Raw genomic sequence first — 21,244 nt, forward strand, 5'->3', positions numbered from 1 at the left:
CCGGCGGACGGGAGCCGGGGGACGGGAGCCGGGGGTGCCCCGATCCGGAGTAAAATCGTCCGGCACACCCACCACACCACCCCCTCCCCGTCACGTGTGAGCCGTTCGTCGCTCCCCGGACGCCGGACCGGGACCGCTCCCCCGCGCGGCACCCCGGCGGGGTCCGCCCACACACGCGAAGGCACACCTCGGTGAACCACCCGCCGGTCGTCGAATGGACCGAGGCCGACCAGGCCCGTTCCGCCCGTTGGCGCTCCGAGAACGGCGCTCCGCCGCCCCGCCGCATCGTCATCGCCGACGACCGGACGAAGGCCGACGACGCCTACAAACTCGCCTGTGAGGGCACCGCCCTGTTGTGGCGCGGCGACTTCCACAACGCCCGGCAACTACTGACGGCGATGACCCGCCGCATCGACCGCCGCCCCCGCAAGACACCGCCCGCCGATGTCACCCAGGCGTTCCACCAGCACCGCGCCGCGCAGAACCAACGCGCCCGCATCCTGGGCATGCTGCTGGTCCCCCTCGACGCGACCCTCGCCGTCCCCCTGCACCGCGCCCCCGACGTCCGCGAGGCCTGCGCCCGGGCGTACGGCCCCGCCCGCGAGGAGGCGTCGAGGCCCGCCGAGGGCGCGGATCCGACGGCCTCCCTGGTCTCGCTACGCGAGCTGCTCGGCCTCATCGGCGCCAACGAGTGGCGCCGCAAGGGCGTCGAGATCCCGGCGCTCGGCGGCGACCGCATCCATCCCCACTACGGCGTGTTCTCCCCGGCCCGCGGCGAGTACGTCGATCTGGTGGCCGGGGCGCCGCTGCCCTCGCAGGAGCTGGCGTTCGACATCGGCACCGGCACCGGCGTGCTGGCCTCGGTCCTCGCCCGGCGCGGGGTGCGCCGGATCGTGGCCACCGACCAGGACCCGCGGGCGCTGGCCTGCGCGCGTGAGAACACCCAACGGCTCGGCGTCGCCGGACAGGTGGAGGTGGTCGAGGCCGATCTGTTCCCGGCCGGCCGCGCCCCGCTGGTCGTCTGCAACCCCCCGTGGGTGCCCGCGAAACCGACCTCCCCCGTGGAGCACGCGGTGTACGACCCGGGCAACCGGATGCTGCTCGGATTCCTCGGCGGCCTCGGGGAGCACCTGACACCGGACGGCGAGGGCTGGCTGATCCTCTCCGACTTCGCCGAACACCTCGGCCTGCGGGCGCACACCGCGCTCCTCGACGCCATCGCCGCCGCCGGCCTGACGGTCCTGGACCGCCTCGACATCACCCCCCGCCATCCGCGCGCCCGCGACACCTCCGACCCGCTCCACGTGGCCCGCGCCGCCGAGGTCACGTCCCTGTGGCGCCTGGGACACGCGGGCCCGGGTGCCGCCGACTCCCGCCGGGACGGGGAGAGTTAGGGGCGGGAGAGCCAGGTAGGCGGGCGTCGAAGGCGGGGCTCGGACTTACGGCTCGGTCCCGCGCTCATCGGTGGGCGTGACTCCCTCTCGGGGACAGCTGATCCGAGGTGTCGAGACGACCGTCGATCAGCCCGGGGTGTGGTGCTGTGCGGTGCCCGGGATATTCGCTGGTCGCTGCTTGCCGGTGGTGCTCATACTGCCGCAATGGATCCGGTGACTCTTGAGACCGACCGTCTGGTGCTTCGGGCCTTCACCTCTGCCGACGTGGAGGCGGTGTACGAGGCCTGCCAGGACGAGGACATTCAGTTCTATACGCCGGTTCCGGCGCCGTACCGGCGTACGGACGCCGAGAAGCTCGTCGGCGAGAAGCTGCCCGCTCAGTGGGCCGAGGACAGGGACTACACCCTCGCCGCGTTCCGCAAGGACACCGGCGCCCTGGTCGGCTCGTACTGCCTGACCCTCGTCAGCCGCGGCGTCTGGGAACTCGGTTACTGGGCGGTCAGGGAACAGCGCGGACGCGGGTACTCGGTGGAGGCCGCCCGGGCCCTGTGCAACTGGGGCTGGGCCACCCTCGACGTCCACCGCATCGAGTGGTGGGCCATGGCCGGGAACACCGGCTCGCGTGCCGTCGCCGAGAAACTCGGCTTCACCGTCGAAGGGACACTGCGCCATCGTGGCATCGCCAACGACGGCACACCGCACGACTGGTGGGTGGGCGGACTGCTGAGGCCCTGACGCTCGGGCCGGTACGTCGCCGACTGCCTTCGCCCTTCCGCGGGGAAGCCCCCCAGCTCGGACAGTTCTGACAGCTCTGACTTCCATCCATCACGGACGAAGTTGCTACGCCCCCGGGGGACCGTGCGGCACGCCATCGGGTGCGCGGCCTCCCGCCCGTCCTCCCGCTCAGGCACGATGGAGACCTCATGGATCTCCCGCACCTCCTCTCCCGCGCCCGCAACCTCGCCGCCACCGCGACTCCCGGACGGCGCCGGCTGCTCGGCATCGCCGGCCCGCCCGGTGCCGGGAAATCCACCCTCGCCGCCCACGTCGTGGCCGGACTGGCCGGCCAGGCGGCGCTGGTACCGATGGACGGCTTCCACCTCGCCGAGGCGGAGTTGCACCGACTGGGCCGCAAGGACCGCAAGGGCGCCCCGGACACCTTCGACCCCGCCGGCTACGCGGCACTCCTGGCCCGCCTGCGCACCCCCGAACCGGACACCGCCGTCTACGCCCCGGCCTTCGACCGTCGCATCGAGGAGCCGGTCGCCGGCAGCATCCCCGTCGCCCCCCACCTCCCGCTGATCGTCACGGAGGGCAACTACCTCCTGCTCGACACCGCCCCGTGGTCACGGGTGCGCGCCCTGCTCGACGAGGTCTGGTACGTGGAACTGGACGGCGCGGAGCGGATCCGGCGGCTGGTCGACCGCCATGAGCGCTTCGGACGCACACGGGCCGACGCCGAACGCTTCGTGCACACCTCGGACGAGGCCAACGCCCGCGTCGTGGCCACCACCCGCGCACGCGCCGACCTCGTCATCACCTTCACCCCCGACGAGGCTCCACCCCCGGAAGACACTTAGGGGTGTCGGCCTCGCGCCTCCTCTCCCCCTCTCTCTCCTCCCCTCCCCTCCCCTCTCCTCCGCCGGTCTCTGCTAGCTCTCTCGGTCTCCGTTCGCCTTCTGGCCGTCGGCGAGCAGCCCGGCCACCGACAGGGCGCCCCAGCCGACCGACACCGCCACCGCTCCCACCCGGCGGGCGCGCCCCGGCAGCGTCGCGCCGAGCAGCACCGCGTCCCCGAAGTCCGCCGCGATGCGCACATATGCGGCGGTACGCAGCGCCGGCCCGTTGGGAGCCAGCGCCAGGGCCAGCCCGCTCACCGCGTCCCGCCAGGCCAGCGGGCGCAGCGAGATCCGGGTCCCCGGAGCGGTCCGCCCGTCGTCACCGGCCAGCCCCGAGGGCCGCGCCAGCAGCCCGGGCGCCGCGGCCACCGCCACCCCGTACGCCGCCGTGGCCACTCCGACCGCACGCAGCAAAGAGACCTTCATCCGCCGTCCGCCCTTCCTTCCTCGCCCACAGGTCACAGGTCACAGGTCACACAAGACTCTCCGGACTCGCTTCTTCCCTCCGGACTCACTTTCCTCCTCAACTCCTTTCCGCGGCAGCCCCCTTCCCAAACGACATCAACAGTGTCAGCATGACATCATGAGTGTCATCGAGGGGGAATCCATGAAGACCGCCGAGCACGCCATCGGACGCACCGTCGAGCCCAGCACCGGGCCGGCCACGGAGGCCGAAGAGCCCGACCGCGCGCGCACCGCCGCGCAGGACGACAACGAGGCGCCCACGCCGGCCGAAGACCTGCTGTACGACGTCATCCGGCGCCTGTGGCCCCTGCACCGCAGGGTCGTGCGCGCGGTCGAGCGCGAACTGACCGGCACGGGACTGACCGCCGGCGAACACGCGCTGCTGGACGCGCTGCACAGCGAAGGCCCGCGGACCGTGCCGCAGTTGGCGCGCGCGATGGACCTCGACCGGCAGCCGGTGCAGCGCCGGGTGAACCGCGCCGTCGAGCTGGGCCTGGCGGTGACGGCCCCCAATCCGGCGCACCGCCGCTCGTCCTTGATCCGGCTCACGACCGAGGGCGCGGCGACGATACGCGGGATCCAGCGCTTCGAATCGGCGGACCTGCACCGGCGGCTGGCCGATCTGCCCACCGAGGACCTCCGCACCGCACTGCACGTCCTGGACCGACTCGGTGAGGAATTCCGGCACCTCGGGAACGGCTCGCACGTTCCACCGGAGGAAACCGACAGTCGCGGCAATCAAGACGGCAGTCGCATCCAGCCCAGCTCCCCTCATCCGACGCACAAAGGACGGCCCAGAGAATGACCCGCAGAATCACCGCCTGGTCCGAGATCGACAACGGCACCGTGCCGGTCGAGGAGGGCGAGCTGTTCTACGAGACGGCGGGCGAGGGTCCCGCGGTGGTGCTGCTGCACGGCGGGATGCTCGACCAGCACATGTGGGACGAGCAGTTCGCCTGGCTGGTGAACTCCGGCCTGCGTGCGATCCGTTACGACTTCCGCGGCCACGGCCTGTCCTCCACGGTGGCCGGGGACTACGCCCACCACGACGACCTCTGCGCGCTCCTCGACGCCCTCGACGTCCCCCGCGCCGTCCTCGTGGGCCTCTCCCACGGCGCCCGGGTCGCGCTGGACACCGCCCTTGCCCGCCCCGACCGAGTGGCGGCCCTCGCGCTCGCCTCCCCCGGAATCAGCGGCCGCGCCTTCACCGACCCCTTCCTCCTGGCGCACATCAAGGAACAGGTGACGGCGATCGGCGCGCCGGACGGCATGGAGCGCTACATCGAGCACTTCCTGCGGATGTGGGTGGACGGCCCGCACCGCGAACCGTCCGCGGTCCACCCGGGATTCCGCGAGCGGATGCGCGCCTCGGCCGAGGCCAATGTGGAGGTGCATGCCGAGGAGCGGGGAGCCGGGACGCCCTCGGAGGTCGGTGCCGCCGGGCGGCTGGGGGAGATCCGGGTGCCCACGATGGTGTTCGACGGCGATCTCGACAGCAGCGACATCTCCGCCAACGCCCATGCGATAGCACTGTCCGTCCCCGGTGCCCGCAGGGTCCGGATACCGGGCGCGGCCCATATGGTCAATCTGGAGAACGCCGCGCTCTTCGACCAGGAGCTCCATGCCTTCCTCTGCTCCCTGGACTGGTGAGGCCGGGCGTTCCTCGGGGCCGCGCGCCCGCTCGTTCCCGGACCCGCCCCATGCGCCGTACCCCTCCCCCATGGCGGTTAGAGTGGCCGGGCCGTGGTGTTCGGGAAGACCGGTGACGGACCTCGAGGTCCCAGTCCGGAGCGGCCCTCGCCACTGTGATCGGGGAGTTTCCACCCCTTCCGCAGACGCATGACGCTTCTGCGGCGCCACTGGCCGCAGCCCGCGGCCGGGAAGGCGGGGGCGGAGGCGCACACCCTCCCGCCGGCTCTTGAGGAGCCGGGAGGTACCCCCAAAGCCAGGAGACCGGCCACGGCATCTCACGAACTGATCCACGAGGTGCTGGAGCGTGACCGCCGGATGGCCCTGTCCACCGATACCCCGACCACCCCTGCCCCCGGCGCGTTTCGCTGGCGCCGGCAGGACACCCTGCGTACCGCGGGCCTGATGGCCGTCATAGCCGGGCTGCACGTCGTCGCCTTCGGCGTGCTCTTCCTGCTGGTGGTCCCCGAGCACTACACCGTCGGCAGCCGTGCCTTCGGCGTCGGACTGGGTGTCACCGCGTACACCCTCGGCATGCGGCACGCCTTCGACGCCGACCACATCGCCGCCATCGACAACACCACCCGCAAGCTGATGGCCGACGGCAAGCGGCCGGTCTCCGTCGGCTTCTGGTTCGCCCTCGGCCACTCCAGCGTGGTCGTCGCGATGGCGGCGCTCGTGGCGGGCGGCGCCCAGCTCGCCGGCATCCTGCTCAACGACGAGTCCCGGATGCACCAGATCCTGGGCATGGTCGGCACGACCGTCTCGGGGACGTTCCTCTACCTCATCGCCGCCCTCAACCTCATCGCGCTGTCCGGCATGTGGCGGGTCTTCCGCGGGATGCGCAACGGCCGCTACGACGAGGCCGAACTGGAGCGGCAGCTCGACGCGCGCGGCTTCATGAACCGCTTCCTGGGGCGGTTCACCCGCTCCGTCACCCGCCCCGGCCAGATGTTCCCGCTCGGCTTCCTCTTCGGCCTCGGCTTCGACACCGCGACCGAGGTGACGCTGATGGTGATGGCGGGCAGCGGCGCCGCGGCCGGCCTGCCCTGGTACGCGATCCTCTGCCTGCCGCTGCTGTTCGCCGCCGGCATGAGCCTGTTCGACACCCTCGACGGCACGTTCATGAACTTCGCCTACCAGTGGGCGTTCTCCAACCCGGTGCGCAAGGTCTACTACAACATCGCCATCACCGGTCTCTCGATCGCCGTCGCCTTCTTCATCGGCACGATCGAGCTGGTGACGGTGCTGCACGACAAGCTCGCCCTCGGCGACCCGCTGACCGGCTGGGTTTCCGGCCTCGACCTCGACAACGTCGGCTTCCTCATCGTCGGCCTGTTCATCGTGGTGTGGGCCGTGGCGCTGACCTACTGGCGACTGTCCGGCGTCGAGAAGCGCTGGACGGAACGTGCCGAACGAGCCCGCTCGGCACAGCAGACACAGCAGGACGGTGAGGCGCAGCCGGACGGTGAGGCACAGCCGACCGGGCAGGCGGCGCCGGACGCACGGACGCCCCCGGAGAACCGCACAGCGCCGGAGAACCGAACGGCACCGGAGAACCGGGCGCCCTCGGACGCCTGAACCGACGAAGAAGCCGTAAGCGCCCGGGGGCCCGGTCAGTACCGCGCCCCCGGGCGGACAGGTCCCCTCAGGTGGCCGATCCCGCCGCCGCCCCCGTCGCCAGGTCCGGCCCCCAGCGGTCCAGCGCCGCCGCCAGGTTCAGCGGCAGCACCCGGTCCGGCTGGTCCGGGCCCGGCCAGTCCTCCCGCGGGACCCGCCACATCACCTCGAACTCGTTGCCGTCCGGGTCCTTGGCGTACAGCGACTTCGCGACCAGGTGGTCGCTGGCGCCCAGCACGGCGCCCCGCTCCGCGAGCCGGTCACGCGTGGCGACGAGTTCGCCGAGTGTGCCGACCTCCCAGGCGAGGTGGTAGAGCCCGACCCGCCCCGCCTCGGGCCCGGGAGCCCCGCCGCCCACGGCGAACAGCCCCAGGTCGTGATCGTTGAGCGAGCCCGGAGCGCTGAGGAACGCGGCCCGCCCCGGCACCTCGATGTCCACCGTGAGCCCGAGGGCCTCGGTGTAGAAGGCGACGGACCGCGCCACCTCACGTACGTAGAGCACCGCGTGGTTGAGACGTCGTACCGACATGACCCTGCTCTCCGCTTCTTCCGCCACGGCACCACCGTGGTGCCGCCCCACTCCCCGTTTGCCGGCCCGGCTCCCGCCGCCCGCCGGACGTCGCTACTTCCGGACCATGAGCACCACGCCCGCCACGACCACCGCCAGCACCAGCGCTGCCACACCACGGACCGGCCGGTGGACCCGCAGGACGGGCAGGAAACGGTCGGCGGCGAAACGGCCGGGGCCGGTCAGCGCCAGGGCCGCCGCACCGGTGGTGAGCAGCAGTTCGTACTCCACGCCCTTGGGCGCGAAGAAGCCCCCGCCCCACTTCACGGCCAGGGCGTTGACCATCGTGCCGACGACCGCCGCGGCGGCGAGCGGGGTGAGCAGTCCGGCCGCCAGCCCGAGCCCGCCGAGCGTCTCGCTCAGCCCGGCGACGACGGCCATCGCCCGGCCGGCCGGATAGCCGCTCATCGTGAAGAACTGCCCGGTCCCGTCCAGCCCCGGCCCGCCGAACCAGCCCAACAGCTTCTGGGCGCCGTGGGCCGCCATGGTCAGCCCGAGCGCCAGCCGCAGCACCAGCAGCCCGGCGTCATGGCCGGACGCGGCGGACTGCTCGCGCCGCGAAACGGCGAGGCGGGAGGACTCAAGAGTGCTGAGGGGGGACGTCATGAGGAGCGCTCTTTCGCAGATCGACGACCGGCCCGCGGACCCACGGACCAGTTACTTGAAACTTCAAGTCACCCTCCCGACGATACACAGCACCCCTGCGGCGAACAACAGTCACTCGGCACACCGGGCGGACGAAGGAGCGTGTCCGCGGCCCGGCGCGTTCGTTGGCCACCGCGCCGGTGGTGCGGGTGTGGGGTACGTCAGGAGCGTGGAGCAGTGGCCCGTTGGTTCGTGAGCAACGTTCCGCCCTGGTTGCTGCTGGCCGGGCTCGTCGTCGTGATCACCGGCGGCACGGCGGCCGTCCAGGTCCTCGTCCGGCGCCGCTTCCCCCGCCTCCGGGCGGGCGGCCGCAACGAGATGGCCCAGTTCGTCTACCCCGTCGTCGGACTGGTCTACGGATTCCTCATGGGCTTCATGGTCCTCGCCCTCTGGGGCCAGGTGACCACCGCGGACCAGACGACCCGGGCCGAGGGGGCCGCGGCGGTGCAGCTGGCCAGAAGCGCCGAGGCCTTCGGCAGGCCCGAGGCGGCACGGATCCGGCAGAACCTCCTGGCGTACGGACACGCGGCGACGGCAGAGTGGCCGCACGCCGCGGAGGGCCGCACCACTCCCGCGGCCGAGAGCGCGCTCCGCCGCCTGCACACCACCTACGAGAGCATCGCGCCGCGCAACGACGCCCAACGCGCCTTCCTCACCGGCTCGCTCGCCTCCCTGCGCGACCTCACCGCCGCACGCACCCAGCGCCTCCTCCAGGCACGCACCAACACCGGCCCGCCCTTGGCCCTCTGGCTGGTGATCTTCCTGAACAGCGGCCTGGTCCTCGGCTTCTCCGTAGTCTTCGACGCCCAGCAACCGCGCCTCCACTACGGCATGGTCGCCGCGGTGAGCATCCTCGTAGCCGCCAACCTCTTCCTCATCGCCGAACTGGCCTACCCCTACCTCGGCGAATTCGCCACGTCACCGGCCCCCTTGGGCGCAGAATTCCCGGTCTTGCCGGCGAGCCGGTAAGCGAGAAACGCGGGTTACCTAGCGCCGAGCAGAAAAAGATCAAGGCTCAGGGCTCCGATATACCTCGGATCCTGAGCCTTGATCTTTCCGGGTGAGAACGCAAGGAGCGGACTCGGCAGGATTCAAACCCGCCGAATCGGCCTTTTAGGCCGGCCAAGCGACTTCAGAGTTACCTGCGCGACGCACCGAGACCGCCGGGAGACACTACTTCCCCCCTGCCGTTCACCACGAGTGCTGTCAGCTGTAGATGCCGGAAGGGCCAATCACCCCACTGCCGATGGCTTGGCAGGCCCGGCGACGGACAACTACTGAACCGGCTCCTCGCCCTCATCATCGACGTCGCTGTACTGCGCGGACAACTCGGCCCATCGGTAGTCCCATGTCATGCGACTCCGCACAGTACTTACGCCGCCCTTCGACAACTCCGACTTCGCCGCTTCCACAGCGGCACTAACGGCAGCTTCGTAAGCGGCTGTGACACGCGGTCCGCGGATCACACGATCACCCATCTCGAACTCGAGCGTCACCGTCATGATCTTTTGCGTAGCCATGCGACCCCCCACAAGTCGACTTCTCTTGAGGTGGGTAATCAAACCATCAACTTCTGCTTTGCAATAGACATTTGACGACTCAAACACCACAAGACCCTCCTCGCAGGAGCCCGTCACATGCCACCTGCGGCAGCACAGTCGGCCAACGTGCGACTTGACTGTCCATGGTGGTGGGCACGTTGATCGCCTTGAGTTCCCTCTGACAACCCGGTACCGATGCGGAACTGCCTACGTCCCCCGACATGGTTCCCGTACCCGGGCGATGCAATGAGCGCTTACCCAACGCCGACGCCTAGGCCTAGGCCTAGGCCTAGGCCTACGGGGAGCGTTCACCAACGCGAGGAATCGATCGTTTCATTGAGGCATGCATGAGGCGAAACTGGCGCTGGCGGCTCTTCGACCAAAATGACGCAAGCACGCCTGGTGTTCCGGGAGGTCGCCGACGCACTTGCGAAGATCACCAATCACAGCTCCAGTACGACCCGGGAAGTCAGAGCAATCAGGGCTGACGGTGTCGCACCACAGAACGACCACTGGAATGGTCAACCCATTGCCGTTTGGATCTCTGACGACATGCCGCGCATCTTCTTCATGCTTCGCGCCGGCAGCACCGTTTCGCTCACTCTCAACGAGACGGGTTGGGGCGACGAAGGAGGAGTGGGCGCGGCTCCCGAGGGTTTCCAAAGTGCGGCTTACTCCCACTACTTCGTCCGCGTACGCTCCCGCATCCCTGCGGGGTCAGGCACGGCGGTCTCCCGTGCACGTCGCCGTCTCCACCGGTTCTCCGCTCAGGCCCCTGAGCCGCAGGAGCCTTCGTGAGTCCTCCTCGGCCTGACAGACGGGTGCCCGAAGCCGGGCGTCCCCCCGAGCGGCGCGGTAGACCCTGAGCCACAGCCGGACGTCGATCATGGACCACGGCTGCAAGAGGCGCGTAGAGGGCGTCCGGCCGGGCACGCAGCGTGAGCCGGGAGTCTGATGGGCGAGCGGCGGAGCCAGGGGGCCGATGCGGAAGGAGGTGGCGATGGTGTCCGTTCCGGTACGGCAAAGACCCCCTACCATGATCGATAGGGGGTCTTCGGGTGGTGGGCACAACAGGATTCGAACCTGTGACATCTGCCTTGTAAGGGCAGCGCTCTACCGCTGAGCTATGCGCCCGGGCCGAGCGGACAGACTACCTTGCCTTCGGGCCTGAACTGCAAACCAGTGGGTGAAGGGCGAACTTACCGGCCGGGGTGTTCGTTCCGGTGAGTGGGACAATGACATTCGGCCTGGGGCGATGCGATCGGGAGAGGGAAGTGACGGCGACAGAGACGCAGCCGCATGAGCAGCGAGGACGCCGTCGCGCCCGCGGGGGTGTCCGGGATGTGGTGGCGCTCGCGCTGCTGCCGCTGCCATTGCTGGCGGCCATGGCGCCGCTGGCGTTCGCGGGCGGGGGGACCCGGCGCTGGTTCGGGCGCGGGGAGGGCCAGCGGGCCGACGCGCAGGCCGCGAAGGACGCCGCGGCGGAGGCGTTCTACGAGCTGGACACCGCGCAGCGGGACCTGCGGATCTCCATAGAGGCGATCACCGCCGCGGACAACTCGCCGGCCGCGCGGAAGGCCGCGGCGGACTACGAGGGCCTCGGCCGGCGGATCGACGAGGTCAGCGAGGGGTACATCACCGCCGTCGACTCCCATGATCTCGACCGTGACGATCTCGACGGCGCCACGATGGCGCGGGCGCGGGCCGATCTGACCCGGGCCAGGGAGGAGCTGAACCGCGTCAAGGGCGAGCTCGACCGGTTCGCGCAGGGGCTGGGGCCGCTGCTGCAGTCCGCGGAGACGCAGCTGGCGCGGCTGGCCCCGGCCGTGGAGCGGGCCCGGCAGGCGCTGCTGGCGGCGAGCAACGGACTGGACGCGGTGCGTGCACAGGGGCTGCGGGCCGATGATCTCGCGGGCCGGCTGGCGGCGCTCGGGCCGGAGCTGACCAAGCTCAATCAGGGTGCCGGGCAGCACGGCGTCCAGGAGACGATCCGGCGGGCCGACGAGGTGCTGCGCGAGGCCGAGGCGGTACGGGCCGAGGCCGAGCGGCTGCCGGGCCGGGCCGCGGAGATCGACAAGCGGCTGGTGTCGCTGCGGACCAGGGCGCAGGCGATCACCACGCGTGCGGGGCAGGTCGACCCGGTCCTCAGCGAGCTGCGGCGGCGCTACAGCGCGGCGTGCTGGCAGGACCTCCAGCAGGTGCCGGAGCAGGCCGCGCAGTCCGTCCGGCAGGCCGAGACCACGCTGCGGGAGGCGCAGCGGGCGCGTGAGGAGCAGCGCTGGGCGGATGCCACCAGCGGGCTGGCGACCGTACGGGGCCTGCTGGACACCACCGACGACGCGGTGTCGGCGGCCGGCGACCGGCTGCAGCGGCTCGACGCGGTGTCGTTCGACCGGCAGAAGGAGATCGACCGGACCCGCTTCGCGGTCCGTGACGCGCAGCGGCTGGCGATGACCGGCCGCAGCACCCCCGACCCGCGGCACGCCGGCCCCCTGGACGAGGCGGTGGCGCGGCTGGAGCGCGCGGTCGCCGGGCTGGAAGGGCGGCATCCGGACTGGTGGCACTTCCTGATGGAGACCGAGGCCGTCCGGCAGACGGCGGCCGGGGTGGTGCAGGAGATCAGGGACGCCAGGGGCGGGGCGGGGAGCGGCGGCGGCCGCGGCTGACCCGGGCGGCCCCGAAGGACACCGTCGACCGGCCGGCCCGGCGGGCGTCGCCCGCGCGCGAGCCCCGGTGTGCGCCCCTCCGTCCCCGTGGCGCTGAGGGCGGCCTGCCGCGGCTCTCCTCCGGCACGTGCACGGTGCACCCCGGCCGGGCGCGATGGCGCGATGCACCGCGTGGGCGGATCCTGGAGAGAGGTACGGCCCAGGCGGCACCCCTGCGCGAAGGAGGCCGGACATGGCTACTGGGGTTACTGGCCATCCCCTGCACGGGCCCACGCAACCGTTCCGCGGGACGAAGGCCCGGCACACCCGCCTCGACGAGCATCTGCCCGTGGACCACCGGCTCAGCAAGGTCTACCGCCTCGGCGCGGGGCTGATGGGCCTGGTGCTGATCGCCTTCGGCATCCTCGGACTGACGCACCACATCGGCTACTTCGACACCGGCGGCGACACCGTGGCCGGGCTGAACACCAACGGCACCCTGAGCGTGCTGTCGATCGTGGTCGGCGCGATCCTCGTCCTCGGCATGGTGATCGGCGGGAACTTCGCCTCGACCCTCAACATCGTGTTCGGCGGACTGTTCCTGCTCAGCGGGTTCGTGAACCTGGCGCTGCTGCAGACCGATGCGAACTTCCTCGCCTTCCAGCTCCAGAACGTCCTCTTCAGCTTCGTGGTGGGGCTGTTGCTGCTGATCTTCGGGATGTACGGACGGGTCAGCGGCGGCCTCTCGCACGACAATCCGTACTGGCGGGCCCGGCACCCGGACGAAGCGGAACGGTTCGACCGCGGACAGCTGCACCCCGTCTCCGGCATGACGGCCGCACGGCAGGCGGCACGGGTCTCGATGCAGGGCGCCTCGCACGCGGGACGCGGTTCGTTCGGCGCCGGCACCAGTGGGAGCAGACGGCTCGGCCGGACGTCCGCCGACACGGGCGCACTCGGCAGCGGCCAGGACACCGGCAAGGCCACGCGCAGGGGCACGGACTCCGGCTCCGGCTCGGGCTCCGGCTCCGGCTCCGGCGGCAAGAAGTCCTGAGCCGGGACGCGCAGGCGCCACCCCTGCCCGTAGCGAGGCCGGGGTGGCGCACGGGGCCGCGGGCAAGGCAGCGGGATCAGGGCGCGGGAAGCAGGGAGCAGCACGATGAGCCGTTCCGGGCATGCCACCCCCGCCGCGGGGCACGGGCTGCCCACCATGGCGGTGGAGGCGCTGGCCACGCGGATCCTCAAGGGCACCTATCGGGAGGGCGACAGCCTGGCCGTGCCCGAGGTGATGGCGGAGCTGGACGTGAGCCAGACCGTGCTGCGTGAGGCGATCAAGGTGCTGACCGCCAAGGGGATCCTCGGCGCCGACACCGCGCGCGGCACGTTCGTGCGCTCCCGGGAGGACTGGAATCTGCTGGACGCGGATGTGCTGCGGTGGAAGCTCGCGGCCGGCGTCTCGTCCGACTTCTACGCCGACGTGCTCGAACTGCGCCGCTCCATCGAGCCGGCGGCGGCCGCGCTCGCCGCGGAGCGCCGTACCGATGACGATCTGGCGGCACTGGACGCCGCGCTGCGCGCGATGGCCGCGAGCGCCGGCGACCCGGTGATGCTGGTACGCGCCGACGCGTCCTTCCACACGGCCATGCTGGTCGCGTCGAACAACCGCTTCTACGCGCAGATGCACCGGGTGATCGTGCCGGTGCTCGTCCAGCGCGACCGGGAGGTGCTCGCCGCGGCCGGGGCGCTCGCGCCGCCGCGTGCGGCCCATGCCGCGGTCGTCGACACCGTCCGGGGCAGGGACGTCGACGGCGCCTACATGGCGATGCTCGAACTGCTCGACCTGTCCGCGCGGGAGCATCCCTAGGAGTCGGGAGCCTCCGTGGAACCACGGGCGGCGGGGGCCGCGCGGCGGTTGGTCACGGACGCTTCCGGCATCCCCTCGCACCCGGTGAACGGCTCGTCAGCCGAGGGGAGTTCCCGGCTCCGCTTCAGGCCGGCATGGCGATCGTCCCGCCCGACGTCTCGCACGCGGGCGGCCTCTCCGAACTCCGCCGGATCGCCGCACTCGCGGAGGTCTACGGCGCACAGCTCGCCCCGCACCGCCCGCCGGTCCCGGTCGCCCTGGCCGCCGGTCTCCAAGTCGCCTTCACCACCCCGAACTTCCTCCTCCAGGAGCACTCCCTCGGCATCCATTACCACCGGGGCGCGGAGCTGCCGGACCACGTCGCGGACCCGGAGCCGTTCCGCTTCCACGACGGGTCGCTGCTGCGGACCGAGCGCCCCGGGCTCGGGGTAGAGGTGGAGGTGGAGGTGGCGACCGTACGGGCGGCGGACGCGCGGGGGCACACCCGGCGCAACCCGGTGTGGCGCCACGAGGACGGCGCGTTCGCGGAATGGTGACGGGGTGGCGGACGGGTCGGCGCGGGGCGGGTGACCGGTGGGCGTACGCGTGGTGACGGTGTGGAAGGGGCGGGTGAGGGCGAGGCGGAGGAGATGGGCGGGTGGTGGCGAAGAGCCGTGAGGGCTGTGGCGGTCGGGCACGCGAAGGGCCTGCCCGACCGGAATAATCAACGGTGTCACCCGCGCGCCCGAACGACCCAGTCGCGCAGCACACACGCGGCGGGGTGCAGGAGAAAGCAGGAAACGCCATGGACCTCAGCGAAGCGCTCCGGACCGAGCGGCTGGTAGCGATCATCCGGGGCAGGGACGCGGAAGCGTCCTTCCGCACGGTCATGGCGCTTGCGGAGGCAGGTCTTCCGTTGATCGAGATCTCGCTCAGCGGGCACGACGCCCTCACCGTCATCCGACGGGCCCGCGCCGAGCTCGGCGACGCGGCCTGGCTCGGCGCCGGCACCGTCCAGACCGCCGCCGACGCCCGGCGCGCCGCCGAAGCCGGGGCGAACCTCATCGTCACCCCCGGCCTCGGGGCCGGCCTGGAGGAGTCCGTCCGCCAGGGGCTGCCGACGCTCGCCGGGGTGCTGACGCCGTCCGAGGTGATCGCGGCCGATGCGATGGGCGTCTCCGCGCTGAAGCTGTTTCCCGCGTCGATGGGCGGGCCGGCCTATCTGGAGGCGCTCCGCGGCCCCTTCCCCGACCCGGCGTTCGTGCCGGTCGGCGGGGTGGACGTGGCCACCGCGCAGCGGTATTTCGACGCGGGGGCGGTGGCGGTGGGCGTCGGCTCCCCGCTGATCGGGGACGCGGCGGACGGCGGCGACCTGGACGAGCTGCGCAAGCGCGCGGCGGAGTTCCAGGCGGTGTGCGCGGGCTGACGGGGCGCCCGGCGCCGTGCGGGGAGCCGGGCACAGGTGCCGGGCCCGCGCGGGGCCGGGCCGGACGCGCCGCCCGGCACCGTCGTGCGCCGAGCGGCGCCGCGGCTAATCTGTGCGCATGCCTCGTTATGAATACCGGTGCCGCCCCTGTGACAGCACCTTCGAGCTGAACCGGCCGATGGCCGAGTCCTCCGCCCCGGCGGTCTGCCCCCACGGCCACGAGGACACCGTGAAGCTGCTCTCCACGGTCTCCGTCGGCGGCTCCGCCGCCGCTCCCGCGGCCGCCCCCGCCCCGCGCGGTGGCGGCGGCTGCTGCGGAGGCGGCGGCTGCGGCTGACGCGCCCTCACGGGAGCCGGACGGCCCGCCGCCTCACGCGGCCGTCGGCCGTCCGCCCCTAGCGCCTGCGGGCCAGCGTCAGCCCGTCCGCCACCGTCAGCAGTACCGCTTCCATCCGCGTGTCCGCGGCGACATGGTCGTTGAAGGCCCTGATCGCCAGGGCCGAGCCGGTGGCCGCCCGGTCGACGACCTGGCCGCCGTAGAGGACGTTGTCCACGGCGATCAGGCCGCCCGGTCGCATGCGGGGGACCAGTTCTTCCCAGTAGGCGATGTAGCCGCCCTTGTCCGCGTCGAGGTAGGCGAGGTCGAACTGCGGGCCGTCGGGCAGTGCGCGCAGGGTCTCCAGTGCGGGTGCGATGCGCAGGTCGATGCGGTCCGCCACGCCGGCGCGCTCCCAGCACTCCCGGGCGTACGCGGTCCACTCCTCCGACACGTCGCAGGCGAGCAGCGTGCCGTCCGCGGGCAGGGCCTGGGCCATCGACAGGGCCGAGAAGCCGGTGAACGTGCCCACCTCGACGATCTGCCGGGCCCCGGTCAGCCGTACCAGGAACGCCAGCAGCGGCCCCTGTTCCTGGGCCGACTGCATCCCCGCCGCCTCCGGGAACACCCGATGCGTGAGGTCGACGATGTCGCGCTGCGCGTCGTTCAGCGGCGGGTTGTGCGCGAGGACGTAGTCGTATGTCTCCGCGGTGATCTGCGTGCTCTTGGACTCGGCCACGGACTCTCCTCCTGCTCGGGGGCTGCGGTCGCGGCCGGTCACCGGACGGGGCGGCCCACCGCCCCGGCGAGACTAGCCGAGGCCGCCGAGGAAGGCGCGGACGATCTCCTCGCCGGCGGCCACGCCGCGTGCTTCCAGCGCCGTGACATGGGGGGCGGACCAGCCGGCGTCCGCCAGTTCGCCGTGTCCGGGCCGCCATCCGCGGTCGGCGGACAGCAGCAGATCGGCGTCGAGCAGGGAGTCGCCGGCCGCGAGGATCTCGGCGGCGCCCGTGCGGCGGGCCACCTCCGCGACGGCGGCGCTCTTGGTCAGCGGCTGCGGCACGGCATAGATCTTGCGGCCCTGGAGGGACACCGTCCAGCCGCGCTCGGCGGCCCAGTCGGTGAGGTCCTTCACCCAGGTGTCCGGCAGCAGCGGCCGCTCGACGACGAGGTAGACGAAGAGGTCCTCGGCCACCCGCTCCTTGCGCAGCCAGGCCGGGTCGGCGGTGCCGGTGAGATGGGCGCGGACCTCGGCCAGCGGCGCGCAGTGCGCGGCGATCCGCCCGGCGACGGTGCGCTGCCAGTCCGGGTCCGACACCCCCCGCACGAGCAGATGGCCGCCGTTGGCGCAGACGGCGAACTCCGGCTCGGGGCCCGGGAGATGGATGCGGCCGTACTGCGCGCGGGTGCGGGTGGTGGCCGGCACGAAGGTGGCACGGGTGGCGAGTTCGGCGAGCAGCCCGGCGGCCGTCTCGGTCAGGTAGGACTGCGGTGCGCGCTCGTAGGTCTCGACGCACAGGAGCCGGGGGGCCTGTGCGTCGGGCACGGTCAGGCCCAGCGCGGCGGCCGAGTAGATCAGGGTGCGGTCGAGGTCGCTGGCGACGAGGGTGCGCATCAGCGGGCCACCGCCGTGCCGTCGGCTCCGGTGGCGCCGCGGGTGAAGCGGGGGTGGATCAACCCCACGCAGGTGTAGGGCAGCTGATCGACCTCTTCGACGGGGACGCCGCGCTGTTCCGCCAGGAGCCGCACATGGGCGAGGTCGGCCCCGGCGCCGCGCCGGGCCAGGATCTTCCAGGGGACCCGGCGCAGCAGGACGCGGGTGGTCTCCCCGACACCGGGTTTGACCAGGTTGACGTCGTGGATGCCGTACTCCTCGCTGATCCGCCGGACGGCCTCCCAGCCCTCCCAGGTGGGTGTCCGGTCCGCGGCGGCCAGCTCCTTCACCTCCGCGGCGACCTCCCCGGCGACCTCGTCGAAGCGCGCGGTGACCGCGTCCAGGAAGGTGCCCGACAGGTCGGCGCCGGCCAGCTCGCGGTAGAACTTCGCGCCGTGGAAGTCGTCCGGGCCCACCAGGTCCTCGCGCAGGACGGTGCGCGATATGAGGCCGGAGACGGTGGAGTTGAGGCAGGCGGACGGGATGAGGAAGTCATCGCGGGTGCCGTAGGTCTCGACGCAGCCACCGGGGTCGGCGAGCACCACGATCCGCGGGTCGAAGCCGGGGAAGTCCGCGAGCGCCTCCGCGAGTTCGCGGGTGATGGCGCCCTTGCCGGTCCAGCCGTCGACGAAGACGACATCGGCCGGGTCGTGCCGGTCGGCCAGCCAGCGCAGTGCCGTGGTGTCGATACCGCGGCCGCGGACGATCGAGACGGCGTAGTGCGGCAGCTCCAGCCCGTGGGCGTGCCGGGCCCAGCGGCGCATCAGCACCCCGACGGGGGTGCCGGCCCGGGCCAGCGAGACCAGGACGGGGCGCGGGCCGCGCTCGGCGAGCACGGTCTCGGTGACGGTCCCGACGGCCCGCGCGATCCGGCCCGCCGAGGCGTCGAGCGCGCTGTGGAACAGCGCCTGGTACTCCTCGCTCGGCTGGTATTCGACGGGCAGCGACTCGGCGTAGTGGGCGCCGCCGCGCTGGATCGCCTCCTCGCGCTCCTCGGTCGGGGCCTCCAGGGTGAGCCCGGAGAGGTCCTGGAGCAGCCAGCCGACCTCGTCGGCCCCGTAGGAGGAGAAGGCGGGGCCGCGCAGCGGCTCGGGGAGGGGCATGGGTCCGGCTTCCGGTTGCGGCGGGCGGGAGGGAACGACGGCGAGCAGCAGCCGGTCGGTGTGCGCGGCGAGACGGTGCAGCAGACCGCCTTCGGCGTGCAGTTCGGGGCGGTCACCGGGCGCGTCCACGACGGCGACGATCGCGTCGAAGCGGCGTTCCGGCGCCGAGCCGGGCGCCACGTTGTAGGCGTAGCGCTCCCCCGGCCCGTCGGCCGGCGCGTCGTGGGCGGGAAAGGACAGCCGGGTGCGGATCGCGTATCCGGGGTCGTCGACGGCGAGCACCGGTGAGCGGGTGGTGGTGGAGAAGAAGACGCCCGGTCCGCTGCCGTCGGCGGGGGCGGCGTCGCCGTCCCGCGCGGTGCGCAGCGTGTCCAGCGCCCCGGCGATCCGCAGCGGCGCGTACATCAACTCCTCGTTGCCGAGGACGAGGATGCGGCGCGCGCCGTCCAGATGCCGCGCGAGCCGGTCCGCCATGGCGGGCAGACGGGTCTCCAGGCGCGCCCGGTGCGCGGGGGTGAAGCCGTGCCGCCCGCCGTCCGGCAGCCCTGCGGGCCAGCCGAGGTCGATCCGCACGGCGGGGCCGGCACCGGGCGCCGGGTCGGGGCCGGCCGCCGGGGTACGGGCCGCGAGGGCCTCGTGCCGGGCGACGAGTTCCTGGCCTCGGGAGAGCACCTCGTCGGGGAGGCGGACGCCGCCCGCGGCCAGCGCCACGAGGTCGACGCGGGCGCCCAGCTCCGCCGCGCACGCCTCCAGCCGGCCGCGGTCCTCGCCGGAGCGCATGTCGACCAGGGCGACGACCACGTACCGCTCGCGCGGGAAGCGGGCGTGCAGGGCCCTGATGGTGTTCAGCACGGTCGTGCCGGTGGAGAACTCGTCGTCGACGAGGACCAGCGGTCCGTCCCCGGCCAGCAGCGCGGGATCCTCGGGGAGCAGCAGGTGCGAGGTGGCGTGGCTGTGCTCCTCCTCGAACCCGCCCACCGGTGCGATGCCCGCCACCGGCCGCCGGGTGGAGTGCAGATACGGCGCCGAGGCCAGGCCGTCGGCCACCGAATGCCCCAGGCCGGTGGCAGTCTCGGCGTAGCCCAGGACGACGGCGCGGGCGGCGGCCTCCTCGCCCAGCAGCTGCCGCACCCGCCGCCCCAGACCGACGCCGGCCCCGTGGACCACGTCCGGCCGCTGCGGCACATGCTTGCCGAGCACGTTCGACACGAGCAGATGAGCCCGCTTGGGGTTGCGCCGCAGCGCCAGCCCCAGCAGCTCGGGCAGCTCGTCCCCGCCGCTCAGCGAGACCCCGAGCCGGCCGGCGACCCATTCCCCTGTCCAGACCACGTGCGGTGTCTCCTTCGTCGTACCGTCGTGCCGTTCGCCCGTGCCGTTCACCGCGGTCATGTCTGCGGCACGCTCGCCGTCAGCAGTTCCACGAACCCGACGCCCTCCGCCGCGACGCCGAACACCTCGGCACGCAGCAGGGTCCGCTCCGCCCAGGCGCGGTGCGGTTTCACCTCGTTCATCTTGTTCGTGTAGGCCGAGCGCAGCACCCCGCCGTCGCCCCGTTCGGGCCGGAGGATGTCGACCGCGTCGCTGAACTCCTCGTGGCTGACGACCGACAGGGCGTGCACGGGCGCGACGTGCGAGGGGTGGATGCAGGTCTTGCCCTGCAGGCCGTTGGCGCGGTCGAGGTCGATCTCGCGCAGCAGCCCGTCCATGTCGTGCTCGATCAGTGCGGTCCGCAGCTCCTCGGCGTGTCCGAGGAAGGGGCTGCGCCGCAGCTGCGGCTTGAACATCCGCTCGTGCAGCCGGAAGTACTCCCACACCGGGCCGGTGACCGTGAAGCCGCTGCCGTCCGCCCGGCCCAGCACATTGACCACGTCGGAGATCACGGACGCGACGATCCGGACGTCGTAGGCGGTCATGTCGGGCGCCCTGCGCAGGCCGTAGGCGGAGCAGAAGTCGGTGACGCCGAGGCGCAGGGCGAGCACCCGGTCACGGTATTTGTCGACGGTCCTGGCGATGCCGCACAGGGTCTCGGTGCGGCTCTCCAGATGCAGCAGCTGCGGGGATTCCAGCACCGGCATCGCGAACAGCCGCCGGTCGCTCGCGGACTCGGCCGCGGTCAGCGCCTCCAGGAACGGGACGCCGCTCTCCTCGGTGAATTTCGGAAGTACAAATCCAGACAGCCTGTGCACGGCGGCTCCCATCCGCCGTACCAGGTCCGGTATCTGCTCGGGGGTGCGGACCCGTATGAACAGCAGCGGGAGGCACTCGCCCGCGGCGGCAGCGGCGTCGAGCAGCGCGAGCTGGCGGACGAGGTTCTCCTCACCGGCCTCGACGTCCGCGTCCCCTATGGAGTCCTCCAGGCACAGCACCATGGACAGCACGCCGCGCCCGGCCTGTTTGAGGACGTCGGCGGCGAGCTGCGGGCGGGTGGCGGGGCTGTAGAGCGTGGCGCCCAGGGCGACCGCGAGCGTGCGGGCCGGGGAGTCGGCGGTGAACTCCACCGGCTCCTGATGGAACAGCGCCTTTCGAATATCGGGCGCAAGGTACCCAAAATGCTGCATATGACTCCCCGTATACCTGCGGGATCCGGGCCCCCCGCGTGTCTCGCTGTCTGGATCCAGCCGGTAATCGTACGTGCGTGGGGGTGTGGTTGGTTCCCGCGTGCGTGAAAATCACGTAACCCCCGCGGGGCGCCCGGGTGTCCGCCGCCCGTGCCCGT

20 protein-coding genes, 1 tRNA gene, 1 pseudogene and 1 riboswitch are annotated in these 21,244 nt (G+C 72.3%); of the genes and pseudogenes, 13 read left to right on the plus strand and 9 right to left on the minus strand.

The genetic code is table 11. The annotated features are described in order from the left end of the window. Nucleotides 1-191 precede the first annotated feature (191 nt). The 3 genes from ACQP17_RS11130 (at nt 192) to ACQP17_RS11140 (ending at nt 2,974) form a co-directional block, all read left to right on the plus strand. A complete protein-coding gene (locus ACQP17_RS11130) occupies nt 192-1,394 on the plus strand; it encodes a methyltransferase (RefSeq protein ID WP_433856125.1) in 1,203 nt (400 codons plus the stop codon). A gap of 204 nt (nt 1,395-1,598) precedes the next feature. Further along, the gene (locus ACQP17_RS11135) at nt 1,599-2,129 is read left to right on the plus strand and encodes a GNAT family N-acetyltransferase (RefSeq protein WP_433856126.1); all 531 of its coding nucleotides are present in this window, start codon (nt 1,599-1,601) and stop codon (nt 2,127-2,129) included. A 188-nt stretch (nt 2,130-2,317) separates the two neighbouring features. Continuing rightward, on the plus strand, nt 2,318-2,974 hold the full coding sequence (locus ACQP17_RS11140; protein WP_433856127.1) for a nucleoside/nucleotide kinase family protein: 657 nt from the start codon (nt 2,318-2,320) through the stop codon (nt 2,972-2,974). 72 nt (nt 2,975-3,046) lie between these two features. Here ACQP17_RS11140 and ACQP17_RS11145 read toward each other — a convergent pair whose 3' ends face one another. Further along, nucleotides 3,047-3,439, minus strand: a complete 393-nt coding sequence (locus ACQP17_RS11145) for a hypothetical protein (RefSeq protein ID WP_433856128.1) — start codon at nt 3,437-3,439, stop codon at nt 3,047-3,049. Nucleotides 3,440-3,596: 157 nt separating this feature from the next. Between ACQP17_RS11145 and ACQP17_RS11150 the strand changes: the two genes are divergently transcribed. From ACQP17_RS11150 to ACQP17_RS11160, 3 genes are all read left to right on the plus strand, one after another. Continuing rightward, complete coding sequence (locus tag ACQP17_RS11150; protein ID WP_433856129.1) at nt 3,597-4,283, plus strand: MarR family winged helix-turn-helix transcriptional regulator; 687 nt, start codon at nt 3,597-3,599, stop codon at nt 4,281-4,283. Further along, nucleotides 4,280-5,128 carry an alpha/beta fold hydrolase gene (locus ACQP17_RS11155; protein WP_433856130.1) on the plus strand — a complete coding sequence of 283 codons (849 nt, stop codon included), beginning with the start codon at nt 4,280-4,282 and terminating at the stop codon, nt 5,126-5,128. Before ACQP17_RS11150 ends, ACQP17_RS11155 begins: the two co-directional genes overlap by 4 nt. Nucleotides 5,129-5,205: 77 nt before the next feature. Then, nucleotides 5,206-5,454: riboswitch (cobalamin riboswitch) on the plus strand. Between the two features lie 31 nt (nt 5,455-5,485). After that, nucleotides 5,486-6,748, plus strand: a complete 1,263-nt coding sequence (locus tag ACQP17_RS11160) for a HoxN/HupN/NixA family nickel/cobalt transporter (protein ID WP_433859887.1) — start codon at nt 5,486-5,488, stop codon at nt 6,746-6,748. Nucleotides 6,749-6,815: 67 nt separating this feature from the next. Here ACQP17_RS11160 and ACQP17_RS11165 read toward each other — a convergent pair whose 3' ends face one another. Both ACQP17_RS11165 and ACQP17_RS11170 read right to left on the minus strand, forming a co-directional pair. Next, the gene (locus ACQP17_RS11165; RefSeq protein WP_433856131.1) at nt 6,816-7,316 is read right to left on the minus strand and encodes a VOC family protein; all 501 of its coding nucleotides are present in this window, start codon (nt 7,314-7,316) and stop codon (nt 6,816-6,818) included. A gap of 93 nt (nt 7,317-7,409) precedes the next feature. Further along, nucleotides 7,410-7,961, minus strand: coding sequence for a DoxX family protein (locus ACQP17_RS11170; protein ID WP_433856132.1), 552 nt, complete (start codon nt 7,959-7,961; stop codon nt 7,410-7,412). A gap of 231 nt (nt 7,962-8,192) precedes the next feature. On the opposite strand from ACQP17_RS11170, the gene ACQP17_RS11175 reads away from it, so the two are divergent. Continuing rightward, the gene (locus tag ACQP17_RS11175) at nt 8,193-8,969 is read left to right on the plus strand and encodes a hypothetical protein (protein ID WP_433856133.1); all 777 of its coding nucleotides are present in this window, start codon (nt 8,193-8,195) and stop codon (nt 8,967-8,969) included. 305 nt (nt 8,970-9,274) lie between these two features. Here the strand turns inward: ACQP17_RS11175 and ACQP17_RS11180 are convergent, their stop codons facing one another. Both ACQP17_RS11180 and ACQP17_RS11185 read right to left on the minus strand, forming a co-directional pair. Then, nucleotides 9,275-9,520 carry a hypothetical protein gene (locus ACQP17_RS11180; protein WP_433856134.1) on the minus strand — a complete coding sequence of 82 codons (246 nt, stop codon included), beginning with the start codon at nt 9,518-9,520 and terminating at the stop codon, nt 9,275-9,277. Nucleotides 9,521-10,600: 1,080 nt separating this feature from the next. Further along, nucleotides 10,601-10,675, minus strand: a tRNA-Val gene (locus tag ACQP17_RS11185). Between the two features lie 140 nt (nt 10,676-10,815). Between ACQP17_RS11185 and ACQP17_RS11190 the strand changes: the two genes are divergently transcribed. The 6 genes and pseudogenes from ACQP17_RS11190 (at nt 10,816) to ACQP17_RS11215 (ending at nt 15,792) form a co-directional block, all read left to right on the plus strand. Continuing rightward, nucleotides 10,816-12,207, plus strand: a complete 1,392-nt coding sequence (locus ACQP17_RS11190) for a hypothetical protein (RefSeq protein WP_433856135.1) — start codon at nt 10,816-10,818, stop codon at nt 12,205-12,207. A 232-nt stretch (nt 12,208-12,439) separates the two neighbouring features. Continuing rightward, entirely contained in the window at nt 12,440-13,240 is an 801-nt protein-coding gene (locus tag ACQP17_RS11195; protein ID WP_433856136.1) for a DUF4383 domain-containing protein, read from the plus strand. A gap of 105 nt (nt 13,241-13,345) precedes the next feature. Next, nucleotides 13,346-14,050 carry a FadR/GntR family transcriptional regulator gene (locus tag ACQP17_RS11200; protein ID WP_433856137.1) on the plus strand — a complete coding sequence of 235 codons (705 nt, stop codon included), beginning with the start codon at nt 13,346-13,348 and terminating at the stop codon, nt 14,048-14,050. A 71-nt stretch (nt 14,051-14,121) separates the two neighbouring features. Next, nucleotides 14,122-14,586: pseudogene (locus tag ACQP17_RS11205) on the plus strand (enolase C-terminal domain-like protein); the annotation flags it as partial. Between the two features lie 248 nt (nt 14,587-14,834). After that, on the plus strand, nt 14,835-15,455 hold the full coding sequence (locus ACQP17_RS11210; RefSeq protein WP_433856138.1) for a bifunctional 4-hydroxy-2-oxoglutarate aldolase/2-dehydro-3-deoxy-phosphogluconate aldolase: 621 nt from the start codon (nt 14,835-14,837) through the stop codon (nt 15,453-15,455). Between the two features lie 118 nt (nt 15,456-15,573). Then, on the plus strand, nt 15,574-15,792 hold the full coding sequence (locus ACQP17_RS11215; RefSeq protein WP_433856139.1) for an FmdB family zinc ribbon protein: 219 nt from the start codon (nt 15,574-15,576) through the stop codon (nt 15,790-15,792). Between the two features lie 58 nt (nt 15,793-15,850). Here ACQP17_RS11215 and ACQP17_RS11220 read toward each other — a convergent pair whose 3' ends face one another. The 4 genes from ACQP17_RS11220 to ACQP17_RS11235 all read right to left on the minus strand — a co-directional run bounded on the left by ACQP17_RS11220 (nt 15,851) and on the right by ACQP17_RS11235 (nt 21,086). Further along, nucleotides 15,851-16,510, minus strand: a complete 660-nt coding sequence (locus ACQP17_RS11220; RefSeq protein WP_433856140.1) for an O-methyltransferase — start codon at nt 16,508-16,510, stop codon at nt 15,851-15,853. A gap of 72 nt (nt 16,511-16,582) precedes the next feature. Further along, nucleotides 16,583-17,386: an HAD family hydrolase gene (locus ACQP17_RS11225; protein ID WP_433856141.1), complete on the minus strand. Its 804-nt coding sequence runs from the start codon at nt 17,384-17,386 to the stop codon at nt 16,583-16,585. Further along, a complete protein-coding gene (locus tag ACQP17_RS11230) occupies nt 17,386-19,917 on the minus strand; it encodes a phosphoribosyltransferase (protein ID WP_433856142.1) in 2,532 nt (843 codons plus the stop codon). The genes ACQP17_RS11225 and ACQP17_RS11230 overlap by 1 nt, the downstream gene beginning before the upstream one ends. Beyond that, a complete protein-coding gene (locus tag ACQP17_RS11235) occupies nt 19,914-21,086 on the minus strand; it encodes an HpcH/HpaI aldolase/citrate lyase family protein (RefSeq protein WP_433856143.1) in 1,173 nt (390 codons plus the stop codon). Before ACQP17_RS11235 ends, ACQP17_RS11230 begins: the two co-directional genes overlap by 4 nt. Nucleotides 21,087-21,244 lie beyond the last annotated feature (158 nt).

Source organism: Streptomyces kronopolitis, assembly GCF_050953795.1.
GTDB lineage: Bacteria > Actinomycetota > Actinomycetes > Streptomycetales > Streptomycetaceae > Streptomyces > Streptomyces kronopolitis_A.

Coding starts and splice junctions, on each gene's coding strand:
- ACQP17_RS11235 (WP_433856143.1), bottom strand. CDS start 21,086: ATGCAGCATTTTGGGTACCTTGCGCCCGATATTCGAAAGGCGCTGTTC.
- ACQP17_RS11180 (WP_433856134.1), bottom strand. CDS start 9,520: ATGGCTACGCAAAAGATCATGACGGTGACGCTCGAGTTCGAGATGGGT.
- ACQP17_RS11195 (WP_433856136.1), top strand. CDS start 12,440: ATGGCTACTGGGGTTACTGGCCATCCCCTGCACGGGCCCACGCAACCG.
- ACQP17_RS11160 (WP_433859887.1), top strand. CDS start 5,486: ATGGCCCTGTCCACCGATACCCCGACCACCCCTGCCCCCGGCGCGTTT.
- ACQP17_RS11200 (WP_433856137.1), top strand. CDS start 13,346: ATGAGCCGTTCCGGGCATGCCACCCCCGCCGCGGGGCACGGGCTGCCC.
- ACQP17_RS11150 (WP_433856129.1), top strand. CDS start 3,597: ATGAGTGTCATCGAGGGGGAATCCATGAAGACCGCCGAGCACGCCATC.
- ACQP17_RS11225 (WP_433856141.1), bottom strand. CDS start 17,386: ATGCGCACCCTCGTCGCCAGCGACCTCGACCGCACCCTGATCTACTCG.
- ACQP17_RS11155 (WP_433856130.1), top strand. CDS start 4,280: ATGACCCGCAGAATCACCGCCTGGTCCGAGATCGACAACGGCACCGTG.
- ACQP17_RS11215 (WP_433856139.1), top strand. CDS start 15,574: ATGCCTCGTTATGAATACCGGTGCCGCCCCTGTGACAGCACCTTCGAG.
- ACQP17_RS11135 (WP_433856126.1), top strand. CDS start 1,599: ATGGATCCGGTGACTCTTGAGACCGACCGTCTGGTGCTTCGGGCCTTC.
- ACQP17_RS11140 (WP_433856127.1), top strand. CDS start 2,318: ATGGATCTCCCGCACCTCCTCTCCCGCGCCCGCAACCTCGCCGCCACC.
- ACQP17_RS11145 (WP_433856128.1), bottom strand. CDS start 3,439: ATGAAGGTCTCTTTGCTGCGTGCGGTCGGAGTGGCCACGGCGGCGTAC.
- ACQP17_RS11210 (WP_433856138.1), top strand. CDS start 14,835: ATGGACCTCAGCGAAGCGCTCCGGACCGAGCGGCTGGTAGCGATCATC.
- ACQP17_RS11165 (WP_433856131.1), bottom strand. CDS start 7,316: ATGTCGGTACGACGTCTCAACCACGCGGTGCTCTACGTACGTGAGGTG.
- ACQP17_RS11170 (WP_433856132.1), bottom strand. CDS start 7,961: ATGACGTCCCCCCTCAGCACTCTTGAGTCCTCCCGCCTCGCCGTTTCG.
- ACQP17_RS11230 (WP_433856142.1), bottom strand. CDS start 19,917: ATGACCGCGGTGAACGGCACGGGCGAACGGCACGACGGTACGACGAAG.